This is a genomic window from uncultured Campylobacter sp. (genome assembly GCF_937997465.1).
Taxonomy (GTDB): Bacteria; Campylobacterota; Campylobacteria; order Campylobacterales; family Campylobacteraceae; genus Campylobacter_A.
In genome coordinates this window covers 1-20,281 of record NZ_CALKTQ010000159.1, presented here as the reverse complement: position 1 = coordinate 20,281, position 20,281 = coordinate 1, and the positions used below count along the sequence as shown (strand labels likewise).

22 protein-coding genes, 1 pseudogene and 1 CRISPR repeat array are annotated in these 20,281 nt (G+C 43.6%); of the genes and pseudogenes, 12 read left to right on the top strand and 11 right to left on the bottom strand.

The window, feature by feature from the left end:
- Positions 1-113 precede the first annotated feature (113 nt).
- The 4 genes from Q0546_RS05085 to Q0546_RS05070 all read left to right on the top strand — a co-directional run bounded on the left by Q0546_RS05085 (position 114) and on the right by Q0546_RS05070 (position 3,013).
- Entirely contained in the window at positions 114-446 is a 333-nt protein-coding gene (locus tag Q0546_RS05085; RefSeq protein ID WP_298791118.1) for a hypothetical protein, read from the top strand.
- Positions 447-526: 80 nt separating this feature from the next.
- Positions 527-1,081: a LemA family protein gene (locus Q0546_RS05080; protein WP_298791116.1), complete on the top strand. Its 555-nt coding sequence runs from the start codon at positions 527-529 to the stop codon at positions 1,079-1,081.
- Positions 1,082-1,232: 151 nt separating this feature from the next.
- A complete protein-coding gene (locus Q0546_RS05075) occupies positions 1,233-2,117 on the top strand; it encodes a DUF3137 domain-containing protein (protein ID WP_298791114.1) in 885 nt (294 codons plus the stop codon).
- Positions 2,118-2,221: 104 nt separating this feature from the next.
- Complete coding sequence (locus tag Q0546_RS05070; protein WP_298791112.1) at positions 2,222-3,013, top strand: hypothetical protein; 792 nt, start codon at positions 2,222-2,224, stop codon at positions 3,011-3,013.
- A gap of 208 nt (positions 3,014-3,221) precedes the next feature.
- On the opposite strand, the gene Q0546_RS05065 is transcribed toward Q0546_RS05070, so the two are convergent.
- The 8 genes from Q0546_RS05065 to Q0546_RS05030 form a co-directional block, all read right to left on the bottom strand.
- A complete protein-coding gene (locus Q0546_RS05065; protein ID WP_298791110.1) occupies positions 3,222-3,821 on the bottom strand; it encodes a tetratricopeptide repeat protein in 600 nt (199 codons plus the stop codon).
- A gap of 1 nt (position 3,822) precedes the next feature.
- Positions 3,823-4,224 carry a hypothetical protein gene (locus Q0546_RS05060; protein ID WP_298791108.1) on the bottom strand — a complete coding sequence of 134 codons (402 nt, stop codon included), beginning with the start codon at positions 4,222-4,224 and terminating at the stop codon, positions 3,823-3,825.
- A gap of 53 nt (positions 4,225-4,277) precedes the next feature.
- The gene (locus tag Q0546_RS05055; RefSeq protein ID WP_298791106.1) at positions 4,278-4,403 is read right to left on the bottom strand and encodes a hypothetical protein; all 126 of its coding nucleotides are present in this window, start codon (positions 4,401-4,403) and stop codon (positions 4,278-4,280) included.
- 63 nt (positions 4,404-4,466) lie between these two features.
- On the bottom strand, positions 4,467-5,408 hold the full coding sequence (locus Q0546_RS05050; protein ID WP_298791104.1) for a DUF4299 family protein: 942 nt from the start codon (positions 5,406-5,408) through the stop codon (positions 4,467-4,469).
- Positions 5,409-5,554: 146 nt separating this feature from the next.
- Complete coding sequence (locus tag Q0546_RS05045; RefSeq protein WP_298791102.1) at positions 5,555-6,835, bottom strand: hypothetical protein; 1,281 nt, start codon at positions 6,833-6,835, stop codon at positions 5,555-5,557.
- An 8-nt stretch (positions 6,836-6,843) separates the two neighbouring features.
- Entirely contained in the window at positions 6,844-7,107 is a 264-nt protein-coding gene (locus Q0546_RS05040) for a DUF493 family protein (RefSeq protein ID WP_298791100.1), read from the bottom strand.
- Positions 7,082-7,555, bottom strand: a complete 474-nt coding sequence (gene moaC / locus Q0546_RS05035; protein WP_298791120.1) for a cyclic pyranopterin monophosphate synthase MoaC — start codon at positions 7,553-7,555, stop codon at positions 7,082-7,084. The genes Q0546_RS05040 and moaC overlap by 26 nt, the downstream gene beginning before the upstream one ends.
- A gap of 214 nt (positions 7,556-7,769) precedes the next feature.
- Positions 7,770-8,942, bottom strand: coding sequence for a MalY/PatB family protein (locus tag Q0546_RS05030; RefSeq protein WP_298791098.1), 1,173 nt, complete (start codon positions 8,940-8,942; stop codon positions 7,770-7,772).
- 145 nt (positions 8,943-9,087) lie between these two features.
- Here Q0546_RS05030 and Q0546_RS05025 point away from each other — a divergent pair, with 145 nt between their 5' ends.
- From Q0546_RS05025 to cas1, 8 genes are all read left to right on the top strand, one after another.
- Positions 9,088-9,780 carry a CRISPR-associated endoribonuclease Cas6 gene (locus Q0546_RS05025; RefSeq protein WP_298791096.1) on the top strand — a complete coding sequence of 231 codons (693 nt, stop codon included), beginning with the start codon at positions 9,088-9,090 and terminating at the stop codon, positions 9,778-9,780.
- 166 nt (positions 9,781-9,946) lie between these two features.
- Complete coding sequence (locus Q0546_RS05020; RefSeq protein ID WP_298791094.1) at positions 9,947-11,713, top strand: TM1802 family CRISPR-associated protein; 1,767 nt, start codon at positions 9,947-9,949, stop codon at positions 11,711-11,713.
- Between the two features lie 12 nt (positions 11,714-11,725).
- The gene (cas7b, locus tag Q0546_RS05015; RefSeq protein WP_298791092.1) at positions 11,726-12,667 is read left to right on the top strand and encodes a type I-B CRISPR-associated protein Cas7/Csh2; all 942 of its coding nucleotides are present in this window, start codon (positions 11,726-11,728) and stop codon (positions 12,665-12,667) included.
- Position 12,668: 1 nt separating this feature from the next.
- On the top strand, positions 12,669-13,379 hold the full coding sequence (gene cas5, locus Q0546_RS05010; protein ID WP_298791091.1) for a CRISPR-associated protein Cas5: 711 nt from the start codon (positions 12,669-12,671) through the stop codon (positions 13,377-13,379).
- The gene (gene cas3, locus Q0546_RS05005) at positions 13,357-15,555 is read left to right on the top strand and encodes a CRISPR-associated helicase Cas3' (protein WP_298791089.1); all 2,199 of its coding nucleotides are present in this window, start codon (positions 13,357-13,359) and stop codon (positions 15,553-15,555) included. Before cas5 ends, cas3 begins: the two co-directional genes overlap by 23 nt.
- Entirely contained in the window at positions 15,555-16,055 is a 501-nt protein-coding gene (locus Q0546_RS05000; RefSeq protein ID WP_298791087.1) for a Dna2/Cas4 domain-containing protein, read from the top strand. The genes cas3 and Q0546_RS05000 overlap by 1 nt, the downstream gene beginning before the upstream one ends.
- Positions 16,056-16,077: 22 nt before the next feature.
- Positions 16,078-16,356, top strand: a complete 279-nt coding sequence (cas2, locus tag Q0546_RS04995; protein ID WP_298791085.1) for a CRISPR-associated endonuclease Cas2 — start codon at positions 16,078-16,080, stop codon at positions 16,354-16,356.
- 66 nt (positions 16,357-16,422) lie between these two features.
- Positions 16,423-17,421: a CRISPR-associated endonuclease Cas1 gene (gene cas1 / locus Q0546_RS04990; RefSeq protein ID WP_298791083.1), complete on the top strand. Its 999-nt coding sequence runs from the start codon at positions 16,423-16,425 to the stop codon at positions 17,419-17,421.
- Between the two features lie 366 nt (positions 17,422-17,787).
- Positions 17,788-18,079: a CRISPR direct-repeat array (repeat unit 30 nt; unit sequence GTTAAAATTTACTCCGTTGGAGTTTGAAAC).
- 99 nt (positions 18,080-18,178) lie between these two features.
- On the opposite strand, the gene Q0546_RS04985 is transcribed toward cas1, so the two are convergent.
- The 3 genes and pseudogenes from Q0546_RS04985 to Q0546_RS04975 form a co-directional block, all read right to left on the bottom strand.
- Positions 18,179-18,751 (bottom strand): restriction endonuclease, encoded by a 573-nt coding sequence (locus Q0546_RS04985; RefSeq protein ID WP_298791081.1) that lies wholly within the window; start codon positions 18,749-18,751, stop codon positions 18,179-18,181.
- Positions 18,752-19,048: 297 nt separating this feature from the next.
- Positions 19,049-20,035, bottom strand: a complete 987-nt coding sequence (locus Q0546_RS04980; protein ID WP_298791080.1) for an argininosuccinate synthase domain-containing protein — start codon at positions 20,033-20,035, stop codon at positions 19,049-19,051.
- A pseudogene (locus tag Q0546_RS04975) lies at positions 20,032-20,281 on the bottom strand (DNA primase); the annotation flags it as partial. The gene Q0546_RS04980 and the pseudogene Q0546_RS04975, both read right to left, overlap by 4 nt.

The window sequence follows — 20,281 nt, the reverse complement described above, 5'->3', positions numbered from 1 at the left end:
AAACGCTAATTTTACTCTCGCGACTTAAAAAGGCGCAAATTTAGTGATGATTTAGCCGTTGGGCCGCGTAAAATCACCCTCAAAAAGATACGAATTTATCGCGGCAAAGGGCTATGTCGCCCGTGCAGGCGAAAATTTATAGGCTAGATTTTACCTGCCGATCGCCGCCCGGCAAGGGCTTGCGCCGAGCCGTTTTGCCTGCGCGTACCTACTTTGGTTTTTGTTTAAAAATAAGACTCAACTCGCCCGTAACGCAAAGTGCACAAACGGTTTATCCAAAAGCGTATTTTGCGTTTTTAAGCCTAAATTTAAGCGAAAAAATCGGCCGCAAGTCTTTATTTTACGGCAACTGGCCCTTGTATCCGAGATTTGCTCGCAAAGCGGCTTTGCAAAGACGAGCGAAATTTAGCGTTTTGGTCGCAAACTCCGAGCGACCTGGCATCTAGCGCGGCAAAAACGAGTATAATTTTCCGGTTTCAGCAGCTTTTTGATATAATCAAAACAAAAGTTAAATCAAAGGAGTAAAATGTACATCGTCCTAGGCATTATCGCCGTTCTCGCGCTCATCGTCATCTCAGTCTACAACTCGCTGGTGGGCAAGCGCAACCAAGTCTCAAACATCAGATCAGGCGTCGATACGCAGCTAAAAAGGCGCTTTGACCTCATCCCAAACCTCGTCGCCACCGTCAAGCAGTACATCACGCACGAACGCGAGCTGCTGGAAAACATCTCCGCGCTTAGAAGCGGTATCCAAAAGGCCGCGGGCGACGAGCAGAGATTTGCGCTAAACGGCGAGCTGTCAAACCTCATCTCAAAGCTCAACGTCGTCGTTGAGAACTATCCCGAGCTCAAAGCCAACGAAAACGTTATGCACCTGCAAAAGACGCTAAACGAGATCGAGGAGCAGATCTCCGCCGCGCGCCGCGCCTACAACGCCGCCGTGACTGATTACAACAACGCCGTGGAGATGTTTCCCTCAAATCTCGTCGCTAGCTGGGCGAGGTTTCACAGGGCGGCATTTTTCGAGGTGCCGAAAGGTCAAGACGACCCGCACGACGTGCACGAGCTTTTTAATCGCTAAATTTGCGCTCGTTTCGTCAAATTTGACGTTAAATTTGAGCGCTTAACAGCACTCTTGAAAATTTAATCAGGGGCTTCGTTGGCTCGTCAAATTTGATCTAAAATTTGAAGCGTTGCCCGTAAAATAGCCAAATTTGCAAAAATGGCGTTAAATGAAAACAGGAGTGAAAATGGACGATCTGGCCTTGCTAGAGCTTGAGCGGCAAAAGGTTTTACGTTCGCTTTTTAGGCTAAAGCTCACCTGCTTTTTTGTCGCTACGGCGGTGGCTTGGCTGCTTTATCTAGCTGCGCAAAACGCCGCTCTTAGCGCGGGTGCGTTTGTGGTCTGCGGGGCTACGATGTACTATTTTTTAGAGAGTATTTTTACCGATAGTTTTACCTTTAAATTTAAGCGAAAGGTCGTGAGGAGCATCGTGGAGGACTGCGGCCTGACGTATTATCCGGGCGACTACGTAGAGAGCGATTATCTTTATATGATTTACGATTTTGACATCGATAAATACTCGGGTAACGACCTGATTTTCGGGCAGATAGAGGGCGTGCGGGTCAAATTTAGCGACGTAGAGGCGATAAGCATCAAAGAGGATCTGCACGGAAACGAGACGCACAGGATACTTTTTGCGGGGATTTTGTTCGTTGCCGATTTTCCTAAACGACTAAAGGGCGTCACGCAAATTTGCAGCGGAACGGATGATTTTAGGGACTACGGCGGCAAGCGCGCGAGGATGGACGACGCGGAGTTTGAGCGGCTATTTCGCGTCTATACGACCGATCAGATCGAGGCTAGATACGCGCTCACGCCTAGCCTGATGGAAAATTTAAAACTGCTAAAAACGAGATTTCACCGCCCTATAAACATCGTGCTGACCGGGGATAAGATCTGCATGGCGATCCGTACGGGGCGCGATAACTTCGAGCCTGATCTACGCCGTCCGCTCGTGGGCAAGGGTGCGAATAGATTTTACAAAGACGAGATTGGCAGCTTTTTGCGTATCGTCGAGGAGCTGCGGCTAAACCGTAAAATTTGGCTGGACTAGGGAGCGCGGCGTCAAATTTGACGTGCGGCATAACCCGCACCCTAAAAATACAAACAAGCGGGCTAATCTAAAACATGGCGGCAAAAACGCAAAAAGGAGAGTTGGTGAAGGGCGTAGCGATAAACGAAACGACGATAATCGGCGATGACGGCAAATACTATAAATTTAGCTTCGAAGACGTACGCTCGGGGCGGCCTAGCGGCGGCGAGCGAGCGGCGTTTCGGCCTGACGGGGCGTTTGCGAGAGATGTGCTTGTAGTCGTAGACGAGGGCGAAAAGCGCGCCGTAAAGGATACCAGAAGCGAGGAGACGAAGGCTGCGCTAAAAGAGAGTGCGGCGTTTGACCGGGCTAGGATGCTGGGTATCGCATCGGGCATCTTACCGGCCGTGATCAAGATCTACGCGTACTTTATCGCTAGCTACGGGGGGCTGGCGCTACAGATCGCGGATAATCTCGCCGTCATATCGGCCGCGCTGCTAACCTATGCGGCGCTAGGCGGAGTCGCCGGGCTCGCTCACAGCGAGGATCTGCATGTAAACTACGGCAAGGCGATGATTGTGATGTTCGTCGCTCACGTCACGGCGACGCTGGCGTCCTATATGGCGGACGCGGCTCATCCGCTCGCCAAGCTAGTCACCGTTATCGCGCTACTGCTACTTGGCTATGTCGCGTTCGTGTGGGGCAAGGTCTTTTTCGAGCTTGCAAGGCTAACTAGAAACGGACTTTTTCGTGCCTACGTTTGCACGTTTTTTGCAGGCGAGCTGCTGTGGGCGAGCGGTGTTTTGGCAGTCTTTGGTTTCTTTTTGCTCGTGGCTTCGTTTTTCATCTACATCGCGGCATGGGTAAAAACAGACAAAGTCGGCGAAGCAAAAGACGCGGGGCTTTTTATTTATTAAATTTGACTCGGCTTGGGTTTTAAATTTACCCAAATTTGAGTGATTTGGTAGAGGCAAAGTCGGTAAACAGATCGCCAGTATCGACCGGTTTACTAAAAACTAAAATTTGAGCTCAAGCGAGCCTAAATTTATTCTCCCGACTAGCCCGAGTCGCCGCTACCAGACGGATAAAGTCGGTATCGTCACAACTCAGGCAGTCGCGCACTAGCTACTGCAGCCTCTCTAGCGCCCTTTTGGCGTATTCGTTACCTTGGGCCGCTCCGCGCCTGTAAAACTCCATGGCTTTATCCATATCCCTTGCGACGCCGTAGCTATTCTCATAGCATATAGCTAGATCGGTTAGAGCCTGCGGATCGTCATCGGCAACGGCTTTTTGGATGTAGACGAGCGCTTTTTTATAGTCTTTTTTAAAGTGTATTCCGTTTAGATACATATTTCCTAGCATTGCGTCCGCGCCCGTGTCGCCTAGTTTGCTTGCCTTTTCAAGGGTCTGCGCAGCTAGCTTATAGTCCGTCATGCGGTAGTATATCCGCGCCATATTCGAGTGAGCGAGCGAATTGTTTAGCCCCATGGCTTTTTTGTACCACTTTACGCCTTCGCCGATATTGGACATCCTCACCTCGTATAGGTAGCCTACGAGCGTGACGGCTCTAGCGTCGCCGCCATCGGCCTTTGGCTTGATAAATGCCAACGCTTCTTTGTATTTTCCGCTATCGTCTAGCGCTATAAATTTATCGTAATCCTCGTTAGAGAGCCCAAACGCCGCAGTGATCGCAAACGCGCATAATGTTATTACCGTCTTTTTCATCTTAGTTCTCCAATACTAGCAGGTCTTTAAATTTATGCTTGACGCTCCTTATCGCGTCGCCGTCCTCGGTGTAGTCCGTGATATAGCCGTCTTTGTCGGTAGTGAAGTAAACAAAGCCGTAGGTGCTGTAGTTGACGCCCGTTACGCTACATCCCCAGAAGTTGCACGATCTGTTTACCGATAGCACTTCGCGCGGTTCGTGCTGCATATAAAATTTGTTCGAAAGCATACCTATCTCGATGTGCGACCAGCCGCCGGAGTATTTTTCCATATCTAGGATATGGCGGCCTTTTAGTTGAGCTAGTTCTTTGTTTTCTAAAAATATATTAGAGGGGCCGATGCCGTACGTAGTGCATCCGCCTAGCAGAAAGGCGCATAAAAGCGGCAGGAAAATTTTTCGCATTTTTGATCTCTTTTGATTTTTGCGCCCGATTTTATCCAAAGGTACGGCGCAAGTCAATATTTTGGGTTTGCGGTTAAATTTACAGCCTTGCGGAGTTTTAAATTTGACGCCAAATTTGATCTATCTTGCGTCAAATTTGGCTTCGTTTCAGAGCAAAAAGGTGGGTAAATTTCGGCCATAATTTTAACTCTGCCACTAAATTTACCGCACGGCAGGCAAATCGCCGCCGTTAGCTAAACAGCCTAGTCTGCTAGCCCCTCTTCGCCGCATTTCGCGATGAGCGCGTCAAATTCTGCCTTGCTAAACGCGCTTACGACGATATTTTTAGCATCGATAAATTCGTATTTATCTTTCGGCAAATTTTGGATGAAACTTTCATATTTCAGCGTCGCTAGAATCTCGTATTTTTCCTCATCGTCGCCCTCTCCGCCAAATATCGCGACCGACCAGTGCGCGACTTTCTCATCGCCCAGCATTTGTAAATTTTTATACTCCACGCTAGGTTCATACGGCAGCACAGTAACGACGCCTTGCGACAGGACGTACTGCCCGATGATCTCGCCGCTATCGTTCCTGCGGAAAAACATCTGATTTGCAAAATACGCATCCAAATTTTGGATATCGGTTACGAATTTGCTAAATTCGCCCGCGGGATCCTTTGCGCCAAGTATGCGAGCTATGATCTTTTTGTCAAACGACACTTCGTTTCGCGTGCCGTAAATAGTGCTGATTTGCGCCTCTTTTTGCAAATTTTGCTCTATCGCCTCTAGTCCCGCGCGTATGTCGTGCTCATAGTTAAAGCTTTCGATATTTTGCGCGCTAAATTTCTCCCCGTCCTCGCTCGTTATATCGCTGTCCATTTTTAGGGCTAGGTTTTTTAGGTACTCTAGCGCGATTTGCCAGTCCGTACGGGTGCTGGGCGTGCCGATGCGGACGTTATAGGCGTCGTCCTCGTATCCGATCTCAAAGCCGCGCCCGCTAAGCCCGTCCGTGCCGGCAACTAGGCAGTCAAACTCGTCAAGCTTTGCACCGTAAAAGCTATCTGCGTCAAACTCCTCATCGTCCTCGTCGGCGTTAAACTGCGATAAATTCGGCACCAGCCGCAGCGCCTCCTCCACGCTCATCACGGGTGCAAGGCCGACTAGAAACTTCTTTTTATTTTTAACAAAAAAGGTGATACTCATCTTTGTTCCTTTGATATTAAATTTAGCGTCGCGTAGCATTTTGACGGAGGCAAATTCGAGCGTAAATTCGGCGCATCAAATTTATCACCGTCCAAACAAATAAGTAAATTCGGGCGCAACTTTAACTAAATGCGCCCAGGCTGGGCTCACTCGTCTTTTTTCTCGTCCTCTTTTTTGCCAATCTTTTCTTTGGCGGTTTTTATGAGATTTTCGGCGGCTTTGTAGAGCTTTTCGCCTAGTTCTTTTGATTTTGCTTTGAGGTTCTCGCCGATCTCGCTAGCACTTATCTCGGTTAGTTTCTCCTCGGTTCGTTTTTCAAAGTCGCTGATCTCTTTTTTGAGCGCTTCGATGCGTTCTTTGGCGTTAAAATTTTCTTTAAGCTTATCGCCGGCCTGGCCGACCTCGCGCTTTAGCTCCTCAAATTTAGCTCCGGCAAGGCTAGCGAATTTATCGATATTTTCGTTAAATTTTAACTCCTCTAGCTGAAGCTCGATCTGGCGCGAAACGTCGTTTTGCAGGCGCTTAAATTTGGCGAAGTAGCTATCTATGGACTCGTCTAGGATTTCGTTTATCACGGCAGCAGACGGCTCCTCTGAGCGCGCCATATCGCGCAGCATCGCTACAAATCTCTCCTCGAGTCTAACAAATTCTCTAGCCTCGCCCAGCAGCCTCTGGCCGTCCGGGGCAAATTTGATCTCCTCGATAAACTTCTCCGTCCTTTTGCCAAGCGCTTCTTTTACGCCCCCGATCGCGCCGCTGATTAGTTCTTTGGCAAAGGCCTGATCGACGTCGGCTATCTCGCACGCCGCCTCGCAGACCGTCCTTGCGATCTCCAGGATGCGCTCTTTGCTCGCTTCGCCCTCGTTTATCGCGCTAAGTACGACGTTTTTGGCGATTTGCTCCACCGTATCTTTCACGTCGTCGCCCTTTTCGATCGCGGTTAGAAACGCCGCCTCGGTGGTTTCTTTTAGGATTCCCAGCATTTGTAGCTCGCAGAGCATTTTTTCGTCTATCGCGGTTAAAATTTCGTCTTTATCCGCTAGGTCGCTGCTTTTGATGAAATTTTCCATATTTTCAAGTAGCGCGCGAACGTCGTTTTTTATCTCGTCTTTTTGCGCATAAATTTGCCGATCGATCTGCTCTTTTTCGTAGATTAGGCGGTGGATATACTGCTCTTTTGCCTCGCTTAGCGCGTCGCCTGCGCTTTGGATGAGGTTGGCGATGTTTTGACGGTTTAGCAGATCCTCGCCTTTTAGCGCCTCGCAAATTTGCTCAAATTCTTTAGCCAGAGCCGCGTTTGCGTCGCCGTTTTTTGCGCCTTTGACGCTTTTTCTAAACTCGCTTAGCGCAAATTCCCTGATCAAAACGGAAATTTGCGGGTCGTTTTTGTTCTCTTTTATGGTTTGGATGAAGACTAAATTTTGCATGAAAGTCCTTATAGTACGTATTTGCAAACGCGTCTTAGCGCGGAAAATATCTCTAATCGCTCCTGGTTAGAATTAACCAAAACGCTTAGATTGTAGCTTTTGTATTTGCTCTCTTTGCTCGATTTTGACGGCGTTATCTTGTGTTGCCTCTCGCCTACGACGCCCTGCGCGATAGCTTCGGCGTTTTCACTATCAAGCACGATGATTTTGTATTCCCAAAAATTTGGGTATGAGATTTCAGGTTCTTTATTTAGATCGCACGTAGTCGCCACTTTTGCCTCCGCTCTTGCTTTCTAGCGCGATATCAGTTATCTGCATGGTTTTATCTATCGCTTTTATCATATCGTAGATCGTTAGGAGACCGACGCTAACGCCTGTTAGTGCCTCCATCTCGACGCCTGTTTTGCCGTCTATCTTGACGCTAACGGTTAGCTTGTAGGCACAGATTTCGGTTAGCTCGTCGATGTCGCAGTTTATGCCACTGATTAGCAGCGGGTGGCACATCGGGATGAGTTCGCTCGTCTTTTTCGCGCCCATTATCGCGCCTACGACGGCGGTTTGCAGGACGGGGCCTTTTTTGCCCGTGTTGTTTTTGATCGCGTCAAATGCCTCGCGCGACATTTTTATGATGCCGCTTGCTACGGCTATGCGCGTAGTTACGCCCTTGTTGCTTACGTCGACCATTTTGGGGCGGTTATTTTCGTCTATGTGAGTTAGCATTTTCGTCCTTTCGCCTGAAACGCTAAATTTGCTTAAATTTGAGCTAGGCGGAGTAAATTTATGAGAAGGATTATAACTAAAAAAGCTTAATGAATAAGACAAAAACGCCTCGGCAGGGGGAGCCGAGGCGCCGTTACAAAAAGGAGGTTTTCTTGTCGGACGCCGAAATCATACCAAAAAGGTCTAAATTTTATCCCAATTTTTCGTAAATATATTATTCCTTGCTTTTCGCGTAGGCCAGAGCGCCTGATTTTAGGCGTTTTAGCCCCTCCAGTACGCGCGATCTTTGGGTTGCGATATTGAGGCGTAGGAAGCATTTCTCGGTACCTCTGTACGCGTTGCCGTCGTTTAGCCAAAGTCCCGCTTTTTGGCGTAAAAATTTATGAAAATCGCTCGCGTCGTCGCAAATTTCGCGGCAATCAAGCCAGAGCAGATACGTGGCGTCCTGCTCAACAAGCCTGATCTGCGGCAGTTCGTTTTGCAAAAACTCGCTCACGATTTTGCGGTTTTGCTCTACGTATTCGCGCATCTCGTCCAGCCATGCTTCGCCTTGCTCAAACGCCGCGATCGCCGCGATACAAGAAAACGCATTGCCCTCGCCGACCTCGTCGTCGTTGATGGCCTTTGCCATTTTGGCGCGCAGTTTTGGGTTCGGCACTACAGCGGTGGAGCTTTGCAGGCCCGCGATGTTAAAGGCTTTAGTCGGCGAAACGCAGGTGATCGAGATGTTTTTGCAAGTCTCGCTCGCGCGGATAAACGGCACGTAGTTTTTGCTAGGGCTCGTGATGTCGCAATGTATCTCGTCAGAGATCACCAAAACGCCGTGTTTAGCGCATAGTTCGCCGATTTTGGCTAGCTTTTCCTCGCTCCAAATTTTACCGACGGGATTGTGCGGGTTGCAAAGGATAAACATCGTCGTTAGCGGATCGGCGAGCTTTTCTTCTAGGTCGGTAAAATCTATATCGTAGCCGCGCCCGTCGTAGGCTAGCTCGTTTGCGAGCGCGACTCTGCCGTTGTTTTCGATGCTGCGGTAAAAGACGTGATAGACGGGGCTTTGGATCACGATTTTATCGCCTACGCTCGTAAATTTGCGCACGGCGGAGCTAATGATCGGGATCACGCCCGTGCAAAAAATCAGCCAGCTCGGGTCAAATTTGACGTCGTGGCGCCTGCTCCACCACGAACAGATGGCCTCGCTCCACTCCTGCGGCACGTACGAGTAGCCAAAAACCCCGTTGTCTAGGCGCTTTTGCAGCGCTTCTAAAATTTCGGGCGCGACCTTAAAATCCATATCCGCCACCCACATCGGCAGTTCGTCGCCACTTGTTTTCCATTTCGACGAATACGTCCCGCCTCGCTCTACAGGCGCGTCAAAATCGTATTTCATTTGCTCTCCTTGTGTGATTTTTTCGGATATTTTAGCGAATTTGACGGATAAAATTTGAAATTTCGCAGCATTTTTGTGCAAAACCGATTTTTAATGCAATACTTTTTATAATTGCATTAAAAAATTAGCAAATTTAAGGATAAAAATGCTCACGATAACCTCACGTTTGCCAAGCGCAAATTTAAAAATTTCAAAGGTGCTGCCCCAGCTCATCCAGGGCTACATCTACCGCTATCTGCCAAGCGCCGAGCACGAAGGATATAGGCACGAGCCGAGCGGCAAAATTTTTAAACGAACGAACTTTGACTTTCGTTTAAATGGCTCAAAATTGCGGATCAGATTTACCTCGTATGAGCCGGAATTTGAAAAAACAATCGCGCTTGCCGTGCTAAAAGACGGGTTAAACTTGGGCGAGCTTTGTCTGTGCGATACGACGGTGGCGGTGAGTGAGCATAGAACTGCACAAAGCGAAGCGGTGCTGCAAGGCTGTGTGGCATGCGCGGTAGGCGGACTTTTGGGGCATAAAATTTACCTGCAGCCGCAAGACTCCAGGCATCTTGAGATGATGAAAATAAACGCCTTGCAAAGATTTGAAACGCTTACCGGGCGCAGATACGAGGGCGAATTTGAGCTAAATTTGCTCTGGCAAAATTTGCAAAATCCGTTTAATTTTTACTACGGCAACAACCGCTCGCCGGTTCAGGCTTGGCAAGCGAAATGGAAAATTTGCGCGCAGCCTGAGCTTATAAATTTGATCCTTGATGTGGGCATTGGAAGCGGATGCATGAACTGTGGAGCAGGGTTTATGGAGATAGCAAAGGAAAAGCAAGTTAAGTAAAATATAAATTTAAAAGCCTATAAGGAGAACAAGTAATACTTGCTTTTCAAAGAGTATTTTATAAAAACATACTCAAAAAATCAAGTAAAATCTATGTAAATTATAATAACTTGACATCAAAGATTGCTTGCAGTATAATTATGCCAACTTAATTTAGGGGAATCTCTTGGGCGATATAGTTAAAATTTTCGCCGACATAGGCGAAATATATCAAAAAGACGAAAAGCGTCTCAAAAACGAAGCCTACAAATACGATACAATCAAGGTATATCTCTGCGACATAGAAACTAAGCAAATAGAACCGAATTTAAACATAAATAAAGACGATCTGATAATATGTAGGTTTGGCGTAGGCGCAAATTCCGGTAATCTTTTTCCAAATTCTCAATTTTTATCCAAAGAAGTAAATAAAGACGAAGCTAAATTTATAAAAGGCGTTTTGAGATCGGTTTCAAATTTGCTCTCATTTTTCGAGCCGAGCGATATAGAAAAAGACGCTATTTTGTCTATGTTACCCAGTATAAATGAAGAATATTTTGCCGATATTATAGATGAGATCAAAGGCCTTGATGAGCTAAAAAAGGAAAAAGTCAAAAAAGTCGCTACTTTTTTCTCGCTTTCGTATAAAGGTAGGCCGGTTTCTGCTTATTTTAAGCAAATTTTTGAAAATCATATTGGCGTAAAAGAGCAAAAATCCTCCTATGGATACGATATTTTGACGAATGAAAAGGGTATCGGCGGTGATGCAAATTTAGCATTTTGTTCGGTAAATGAGATGCCCGCTAATATGCAATTTGTCAAATCAAAACTCCTGCCGCTAAGCGCCATTAGTGCAAAAAAGGTAGAAAACGGCTTTAAAGCGATAAAAGATAAGCTATCGCATAATTTCTACGGTATGAAAATGGCGATTTTACCGACGATTTTGGGTAGCTCGGTAAATCTAGAAGAGATTGTAAAAATACTAGAAGAGACCTCAAAAAGCGATATGAAAAATATTGAGATGGCCGAAGAAGTTATAAAATTTAGCATAAATGATTATCTTGAGATCGCTGCTAAAAAACAGGAAAAATTGCCTGTTTTGAATACGATTTTATTTTATACGCAAAGTAACGCTGCTATCGATTTAAAGCTTGCGATAGATGACGTTTTGCCCTCTTTTATCTCTAAAATTTCAAATTTTATGAGTGATTTTAATATAAAAGCTTTCTATGAAAAAAACAGCGGAACCGATGAGACGATATATCTTCAAAATTTGTTTGAAGATAGGCTAAGCGTGATGAGCTTTTTGTTGTCGCGAAATAAATTTGATTTAGAGATTATGATAGAAAGATATAGCGATCTGATTTGTTATGGTAGCGTCAATAAGGACTATGCGGAGAAATTAGAGTGGAGTAAATATTTTAACGATTTTTACAGGCAAAGAACGATTGATGTTATTAAAAAATATCAGAATTTTTTTAATGAGATCGACGTGTTAAATAAAAAACTAGTGTTTCAAAAGGAGTGCGATTTGGAAAATTTAACCGATAAAAAAGAACTAATTAAAGAGCTAATCAAAAATAGCGAATTTTTAAATCAAAACGACACGCTTATTAGCGCTTATTTGCTCGGCATGCTAAGTGCAGCTCTGATAAACTGGCAGCTCGGCGTTAACGGCGGCGTATCGTTTAGCAACTGGCTTGATAACTGCGGCTCGATAAGCAGGGAAAATTTGGAGCGAATTTGGACTAAGTGCGATGAGATGATTAGAAAGCTTAAGGCAGCTTCCGGCAAACCAAATCCAAATGTTGAAAATATAAAAGAGTGTTTGATTGAAATTTTACCGCAAGTCTTTTTTAAAGAAAGCAAGATAGTAAAAAGCTCTCATACTACGCTTGCTTTTGCTATGGGCGGGAGTGATTATCGCAAATTTCTAAAAGATAAAACGAAATAAAAGGAGAATAAAATGCAGAAAAAAGAGATACTTTTTTTGTGGGATGGAGAGAATTGGAACCCAAACGGCGATATGCTAAAGGATAACGCTCCTAGGTATGATGATGAAACCGGCATAGCCGAAGTAACGGACGTGCGCATAAAAAGAACTATCAGAGACGAGATTATGAAAAAAGACGAGGCGTCGATTTTTATAAAGGAGTATAGGATAGAAGATGCCGTACTAGACGCTAAAACAGCGATTAGACAAAGCATAAACATAAAGCAAAGTAAAAGCGAACTGCAAAAAGAAATTTTGTCTAAATTTATCGATATCCGCGCATTTGGCGGAGTTTTGCCTATTTCAGATAAAGACGAGATGAAGCAGGATAAAGAGATAAAAACCGCGGGCGTTCAGTTTACCGGTCCGGTGCAGTTTAGATTAAGCAAATCTTTAAATAAGGTTGAGATAGAGCACGTAAGAGGAACCGGCGCTTTTGCCAGCGATTACGATCCAAACGATCCTAAAAAGCAAAAAGATCAAGCAACTTTTAGAGAGGAAAAATTTTTAAAATACGCTGTTTTTGCTACTTACGGCATTATTGATAACTACAATGCGGCAAAAACGGGCTTTAACGAAGCCGATGAGGCTAAAATTTTAAAAGCTTTGTGGCACGGCACTAAAAACCTAACGACTCGCTCCAAAATCGGCCAGACTCCGAGGTTTATGCTAATCATCACGTATAAGGACGATACGTTTGCGGGCGACCTAAACAATAGCATAAGCCTAAAAAGCGAAAAAGAAGATAGGGCGATAAGAAGTATCAACGAATACGCTATCGACTTTACAAATTTAAAGAATAAACTCGCAAGATATGCTGCAAATATAGAAAAAATAGAGTATATGAGCGATTATGATTTTGAAGCGATAAACAAAGAAAATTTTGACAGTAGCTGGAAAAAGATAGAGGCGTAAAATGAGCATTATTGCCTTTAGATTGTTCGGCGATTACGCTCATTTTTCGCATCCGGCGACGATTTATTCTAGTTTAACCTATCCGGTGCCGCCAAAGACTGCTATAATGGGCTTTTTAGGCGCCGTTATAGGCGAGGAGGAGTATTTTAAGCTATCCAGTATCAAATACAGCGTAAAAATAGATAGGCAAATTTTAAAAAAGAGTTTTGTTTTTAACGGCATAAAATTTGCCCTCTCAAGCAATATGCACATAGAGGAAGGCTACCAAAACGCAAAGGAGAAAAAGCAGTTTTACAGGGAGCTCATCTGCTCGCCGTCTTATATCGTATTTTTAAATTTAGAAAATTTAGAGCAAGGCTACCGGGATAAAATAATTTCAAATTTAAAAGAGCATAAAACCGCCTTTACGCCGTATCTTGGGATAAACTTTTGTATAGCTGATTTTAGCTGGATCGATATAAAAATATGCGAAAAAATATCGCAAGATGAAATCTTTATAGATACATTTACGCTTATGGAAGATTTTGTTTTTGATGGTATTAATGAAAATGCGAAATTAACTACGGCTAAAATGCCTTGCGACTGCGAAAATAGACGAATTTTTAAAGATTTTAAAGACTTTGTAATGGAAATAAACGGCAAAGAAGCTATAAAATCTAAAAATCACGGAAATATATACCAGATAAACGATGAAAGAGTCTATTTTATTTGACGAGTTTTGGTCTCATCCAAATAAACTTTTGGAAAATCATATAAAAAATATGATCTCTGCTGGCGACGAAGAGCTAGATAAGCAGGTCAAACTCTATCACGACATCGCAAAACTAAAAAATAATTTTCAAATTTACATCAGAGATACCTCAAACGACAAGCTGGATAAAAACCACTCACTTCTGTCGGCATATTTTTTCTTGCTAAACTCCAAATTTGATGAAATACCGACTCTGTTTGGCTTTCTTGCCATCGTTTCGCACCACGGCGATACCGTAAATTTAATGACATTAGCTCGAGATGCTAATAAATTTTTTAAAAATTTAAAAGAGCTAGAATATTGGGAAGAAGTAGTTAACGCCGCTAAAAATACCCAGGTTTATTCGGGATTATCTACAAAAAAGGATGAGTTTTTAGATAGAGCGGAAAAGCTTCGCCAATACTTAATTTTATTGCAATACAGATACAAATTTACTTATAGTGATTTTATAAATTTCAAAAGTCTATACTCAAATTTGGTTTATAGCGATAAATTTGAGGCTATCTTTAGCATGCCAAAACAGGAAACTAAAAATATACCGATAGATGCTTTAGAGGGGAATATCAAAACTTTGCCGCCAAATAAAAAGCGAGATGAGTTTAGAAATTTTGTTTTAAACAACTTTGACGAAGATTACAAACTTTTTACTTTGACTGCGCCTACGGGCTACGGCAAGACCTTGACTGCTCTAAATTTTGCCTTGAAATTTAATAAATCTCGCATAATTTATGCGCTTCCTTTCACTTCGATAATTGATCAGACCTACGATATTATCGCAAAAATTTATAAAAATAGCGATATTTCGGTTAGCAAGGCTCATCACAAAACGACGATAGATGAAGAAAATCTAACCGAGGAGGATAGGTATTCTAAGATCAAATTTTTGATGGAATCTTTTAGCGGCGAGATAAACGTAACTACGCTTTATCAGCTGATATTTGCGCTATTTGGCAATAAAAACAAAGACAACGTCAAATTTAACCAGCTCAAAAATAGCGTCGTTATCATCGACGAGGCCCAAGCGATCCCATATAATTTTAGAAAAGATTTTATCCTGCTTTGCGAGATCATCTCGCAGCGGCTCGGCACTATTTTTATATTTATGTCGGCGACGATGCCGGTTATTAAAAGCGAAAATTTTAAAGAAATTTCAAATTTAGAGTACTTTTCAAAGCAGGATAGATATGTCATAAAATGGCTTGATATAAGCGGCGAAGAGGATCTTTTAGAAAAGATTTGCGAGACCGCAAGCGATAAAAATACCCTCGTCGTCGTAAATACGATTAAAAAAGCGCAGGAGCTGTTCGTAAAACTAAGAGAAAAATTTAATTGTTTTTGCCTAAACGGATATATGTATGATGATCACAAACACGCTACTATCGAGGCGGTAAAACGCGCAATAAATACAAATAAAGACGATCCACTTACGAGTAAAATTTTACTTATCTCCACGCAGTCTATCGAGGCGGGAGTGGATCTTGATTTTGACGCGGGTTTTCGCGAAGTCTCGCCCATTAGCTCTGTCATACAAACCGCAGGCCGCGTAAATAGGCATTTTGGAGAAATTCGCGGCGAGCTATACGTCTTTCCCGAAATAAGTAAATTTACAAATTTGATTTACGGCGATTTGCAGAAAGTAAGCAAAGCGATTTTAGAAATTTTCAAACAAAGAGAGGTGAGAGAGAGCGAAATTTTAGAAATTTCAAATTTGTATTTTCAGAAAATCAGCGATCAACTGGAAAATTTGCGCATAGAAAGCGAGATAAAAAAGCTAGAATTCGAAAATATAAATCAAAAAATCGAAGAAGTTATGAAGGACAATCACAAACAAACGCTAATAATCGAAGCCAAAGAAAATTTTATTAAGGATTTTGAAGCTAAAATTTTAGAAATTAAAAATAGCTCAAATGGCGAATTTACGATACGAGATATTTTAAAAAATCACATCAGAAAGTTATCAAAATTTAGTATCAACGTAACGTTTAAAGATAAAGAGAAATTGACGCCCAATTTAAAGCAAATACGCGGACTAAAAGATATGTTTTATCTGCCATTTGGCTCGTCCTATTTTTATAGCACGGATTACGGGCTTAAAAAAGATACGAATTTAGACACCCTGGACGAGGTATTCGACTAATGTTTCACAAAGACCAAATCACCGGCACGCTTGTAAATTATTACGTCACCTGCAAGCGCGAGGCGTGGCTTTACGCGCACCATATCCACGCAGATCAAGAGGATGAAAACGTGCTGATGGGCAAGGCGCTAGCAGATATCAAAGAGAGCGATTTGCAGGACTTTGCATTTTCAAATTTGAAATTCGACAAACTTTCCAAGCAGCGCGGACATTATCTCATCACCGAATATAAAAAGAGCCTAAAAAACGAGCTTGCGGGCAAGATGCAGCTACTTTTTTACATCTATCTTTTGAAAACGGGCTTAAATTTAAAAGAGGTAAAAGGCAAACTAATCAGCGGCAAAAAGGTGATTTTAGTGGATGACAGCAGCGAAAATTTCGCTCTAATCGAGCAAATTTTAAGCGAGATAACGGCACTTGCAAACCTAGAGAGGCCGCCGAAATTTACGCAGGGCAAATTTTGTGCAAACTGCGCTTATAACGGATATTGTGCAAGTTGAAATTTAGAGAAATGCTAGAAAAATGTACGTGATTTTATTTTACGACATCGCCGGCGCCGAGCAAAAAGAGAAAAACAACGCAAACTGCATCAGAAAGGCGGTCGAGAAGTTTTTGCCGCGCGTGCAGTTTTCTGTTTTTGAAGGAGAAATTCGCGAGAGCGATTTTAAAAAGCTAACCGCGATTTTGCAAAAAGAGTGCATTACGCAGCTTGATTCTATCGTGATTTATACGTTTAATTCGCTGAAATACTCTAAGCGTATCGTAATCGGACAAGATAAAAGCGGCGCGCTGTTTAGTTAAATTTACTCGCGTAAATTTGCCGAGTTTGGCGGCACTTGAAATCCCGGCTAAATTTAAGGAAAAAAGATGCAAAAAAGCGACAGAACGCATTTTATTTTGAGCGCAGGCAGGCTTCGCAGGCAAGATAACAATATCTATTTTGACAAATTTGACGATGCGGGCGCGGTCGTCGCCAGTAAAATTTTGCCGATAAACGCGATCGATGAAATTTACGTGCTGGCAAAAGTGCAGATCGATACCTACACTATGGCGTTTTTGGCTGATAATAACGTCCTTTTGCACGTTTTTAGCCCATATCAGAGCTTCCGCGGCAACTTTTATCCAAACACCTCAAACTCGGTCAATAAAAGCGGCTTTGTGCTGCTAAATCAGGTCCGCGCTTTTGACGACCCGCTCAAGCGCGCCTACATCGCCCGCGAGATCACTCGTGCACACATCCTAAACGACGCTGCAAACTGCAAAAGACACGGCGTGAAATTTGACGTCTCGCCCCATATAGAGGCGCTAAACGCTGCCGCGGACGTGCCTGCGATAATGGCGGTGGAAGGGGCGTTTCAAAAGTTATACTACGAAAAATGGAACGAAATAATCGCGGATCAAAAAAGTTTTAAATTTACCGTCCGCTCCAAGCGCCCGCCCGCCGATAAAATCAACAGCTTCATAGGCTACGTAAATACGCGCATTTATAACGTCTGCCTTAGCGAAATTTACAAGACCGAGCTTGATCCGCGCATCGGCTTTTTGCACGAGCCAAACTACCGTGCGCTGAGCCTGCACCTAGATCTTGCGGAGATTTTTAAGCCGATTTTGGGCGATACGCTGATTTTTAATATGCTAAATAAAAAAGAGATCACCGCAAAGGACTTCCAAACGGACGCCGGGCGGATAAAATTTAGCAACGACGCCGTGCAAAAGATCGAGCTAAAAATGATCGCAAGGCTTGGCGAAACGATCTCGCTTGGCGGGCGCGATCTCACGTGGCGGCAGGTGATCCGCCGCGAGGCTAATCAGATCAAAAAATGTATCTGCGAGGATGCGCCTTACGAGGGATTTAGGTGGGGGTAAATTTGATATTTGTCGGCAGGGACAGCAAAAGGTCGCGGTTGCATTTTGATGATTTGATTTTGGGGCCTTGACTTCATTAAAATGCGGCACAAAAATCGCTATTCATTTGCGGTCAAATTTGACTTATGCGTCTTTGGGTATGGTGTCGGGTTGGGGGATGCTAGCTTACTTTTGTTGCGGCGGGATATTTGATTTCTAAGTGCCTTTTTAAATCCAAATCATGTCGATAAAGCTTTTTCTAAGATTCTAGAAATGATGAAATTTAGGGCATTTTGTATCGATATTATTTTGCTTTTTATGCAAATTTAAGGCGTAAAAATATAGACTTTGAGTTTTTATAGCCCTAAAAATGTATATTTTGGTGCTGTTAAAATTTACTCCGTTGGAGTTTGAAACGCCTGCGTAGCATTATTCACAGTTTGTGCCTCACGTTAAAATTTACTCCGTTGGAGTTTGAAACTCCTTTCGTTTTGACTTATTTGTGTCTGCTCTTGATGTTAAAATTTACTCCGTTGGAGTTTGAAACGTGTAAGCTCTAAACTCATCTAGCACATTGCCAGTTAGTTAAAATTTACTCCGTTGGAGTTTGAAACAAGGATCGTAAAAGCAGGTCGCACGTCAAGCTGAGGTTAAATTTTACTCCGTTGGAGTTTTGATGTAATCAATTTTTGTGGCTTAGTATGCTGTGCGATTGATTATAGACGGGCGACAAAATACAAAGTTGCAATAAATAATTTATGATTTTCTGTTAATTTGGCTAACAGCCTATCGGTTGATTGCCTGCAAGCAGTTTTTCTAGCTTGCGATTTTTAAAGAATTTGACGACGTCAAACGCGATCTTGGCAGCCAAAAGCGCCAAAAAAACGTGTCTAAAAGCATAGAATTTTCCTAAGTATTTATGCTTTTTCATGAGTTTTAGCGCGAGTGTTTTTATCGCCTCTATCGGCTTTTTGATAGCTTCGCCGATCATTTTGTCTTTTATCTCATGCACGACGAGAGCGGTGATGGTTTTTAGGTATTTTTTAGTTTTGGGCGCTGGTAAATTTTGCGTCGCAGTTTTGCCGTAAACGTCGCCGATCCAAGCTTCAAAATTTTGCCGAGCATTTTTGCTTTTTAGGAGTTTTTCGCCGGCTTTGCTTATCTCATAAATCCCGCGCGAAGTCTTTAAAACGATCCTTTTTTCTTGCAACAAAGCTTGAATTTTAGGGCTACTTGCTATGACGCCTAAAAGCGCGTCGGTTTTGCTCAGACTCGCACCCGTTTTGCTCGATAAAAACTCCGCTATTTCCTTACGGCTCGCCTTTTTTCTCTCGTTTAAAAACTGCGCCAATAAAAATAATCCTTGATAATCCATCGCAAAACTCTCATTATTATATTAAAATGAGAATTATACTTAAAATATATCAAAATAAAATAAAAGCCAGTATCATTTTGATTTTGGTATATCGCAAGATAAATTAATTTTGCCTAGTTAAAACAAAGTGTTTGTATTGTAAATTTGAAATTTATCCATGCGCGGACTCTAAAATTTGCGGTAAATTTAATGAAAGACGACAAAAATTTAAGCGCTTCGAGCCGCTTAAATTTGCCCTTTTCCGAAAATCAGGCAAAATTAAAGCTCTTAAATTTAACTAACGAAAAACTCCTGCGCAGGCTCTTTGCTCTCAAAAGGCTTCACGCAAATTCCGCGTTCGCCGACTCTAGCGAGCACTGCCGTATCTTTATCCGCTCTAGTGTAGGCAAGCGCCAGCCGCACGGCAAACTCGAGGTCGGCTTCGTTAAATTTAGCATCCACGAAGCTCACCGCGCCCACGATATCGCTGTCAAATTTGATCTGAGTAAATTTTGGATTATTTAGAGCTAGCAGTTTGGCGTTGTCGTTTTCGTCGCGGCCGATGATCATTTTGGTGCCGTTTGGTAGGCGCAGATGCCGTCCGACGCGCAGTAGCTGCATGTCCGCGCTAGTCATTTCAGGGTCAAATTTGATGAAATCTCTGATTTTATTCGCAAAGCTCTCGATCGTGAGCAAGCACCCGCCGCCAGGCGTCTCGTACTCGCTAAAGCCAAACTCCTTGGCAAGCGCGAGCTGCCTTTTGCGGTCGCGTCCGCTGATGGCGAGCAGTTTGCTGCGATCGACCCAGCCCTCGCGCTCCGGTTTTGTGGGCTTCATCAGCTGCGCAGACATCGGACGCAGGATGAGATCCTCCTCGTCGCCCGCGGCGTTTTTGACCTGCGCCATCGCGTCGCGCCTCTGACTCATCGGACGCTGGCCGATCACCTCGCCCGTCGCGATAAAGTCTGCACCCTCAGAGCGCATCATCGCAAGCGCAGTTTTAAACATATATCCGTGGCAGTCGATGCATGGGTTAAAGTGCTTGCCGTAGCCGTGCTTTGGCGTAAAAAGCACATCGCGCAGGTATTCGTTTCTGATATCGATTATTTTAAGCTCGGCTCCAGCTTCGTTCGCGCGGCGACGTAAAATTTCTGCCTTTTTCTCGTCGCCGCTAAAGCCGATATCGATGTGCACCGCCGTAACGTCGATGCCTTGGCCGGTTAGAAGCTTGATAGAGATCATACTGTCAAGCCCGCCGCTAAATAAAACTAATGCTTTCATTTTTTAAGTTCCTCAATAATTTTTTTTATTTTTGATAGTATTTGTTTTTTTTCCTCTAAAGGAATTTGTTTTGCCGAATATTCTTTGTGCAAATTCTCGTAAAATCTCACTTTTAAAATAACTATATTTTTTAAAATTTCATCCTCGTCTTTAAAGGCGTCGTAGTTTTCAAACATCAGCTCGCGCACGGCGGGATCGTCTGCATTAGCCCCATGTGCGACCGCTTCGTAAATATCTCTGTGACGG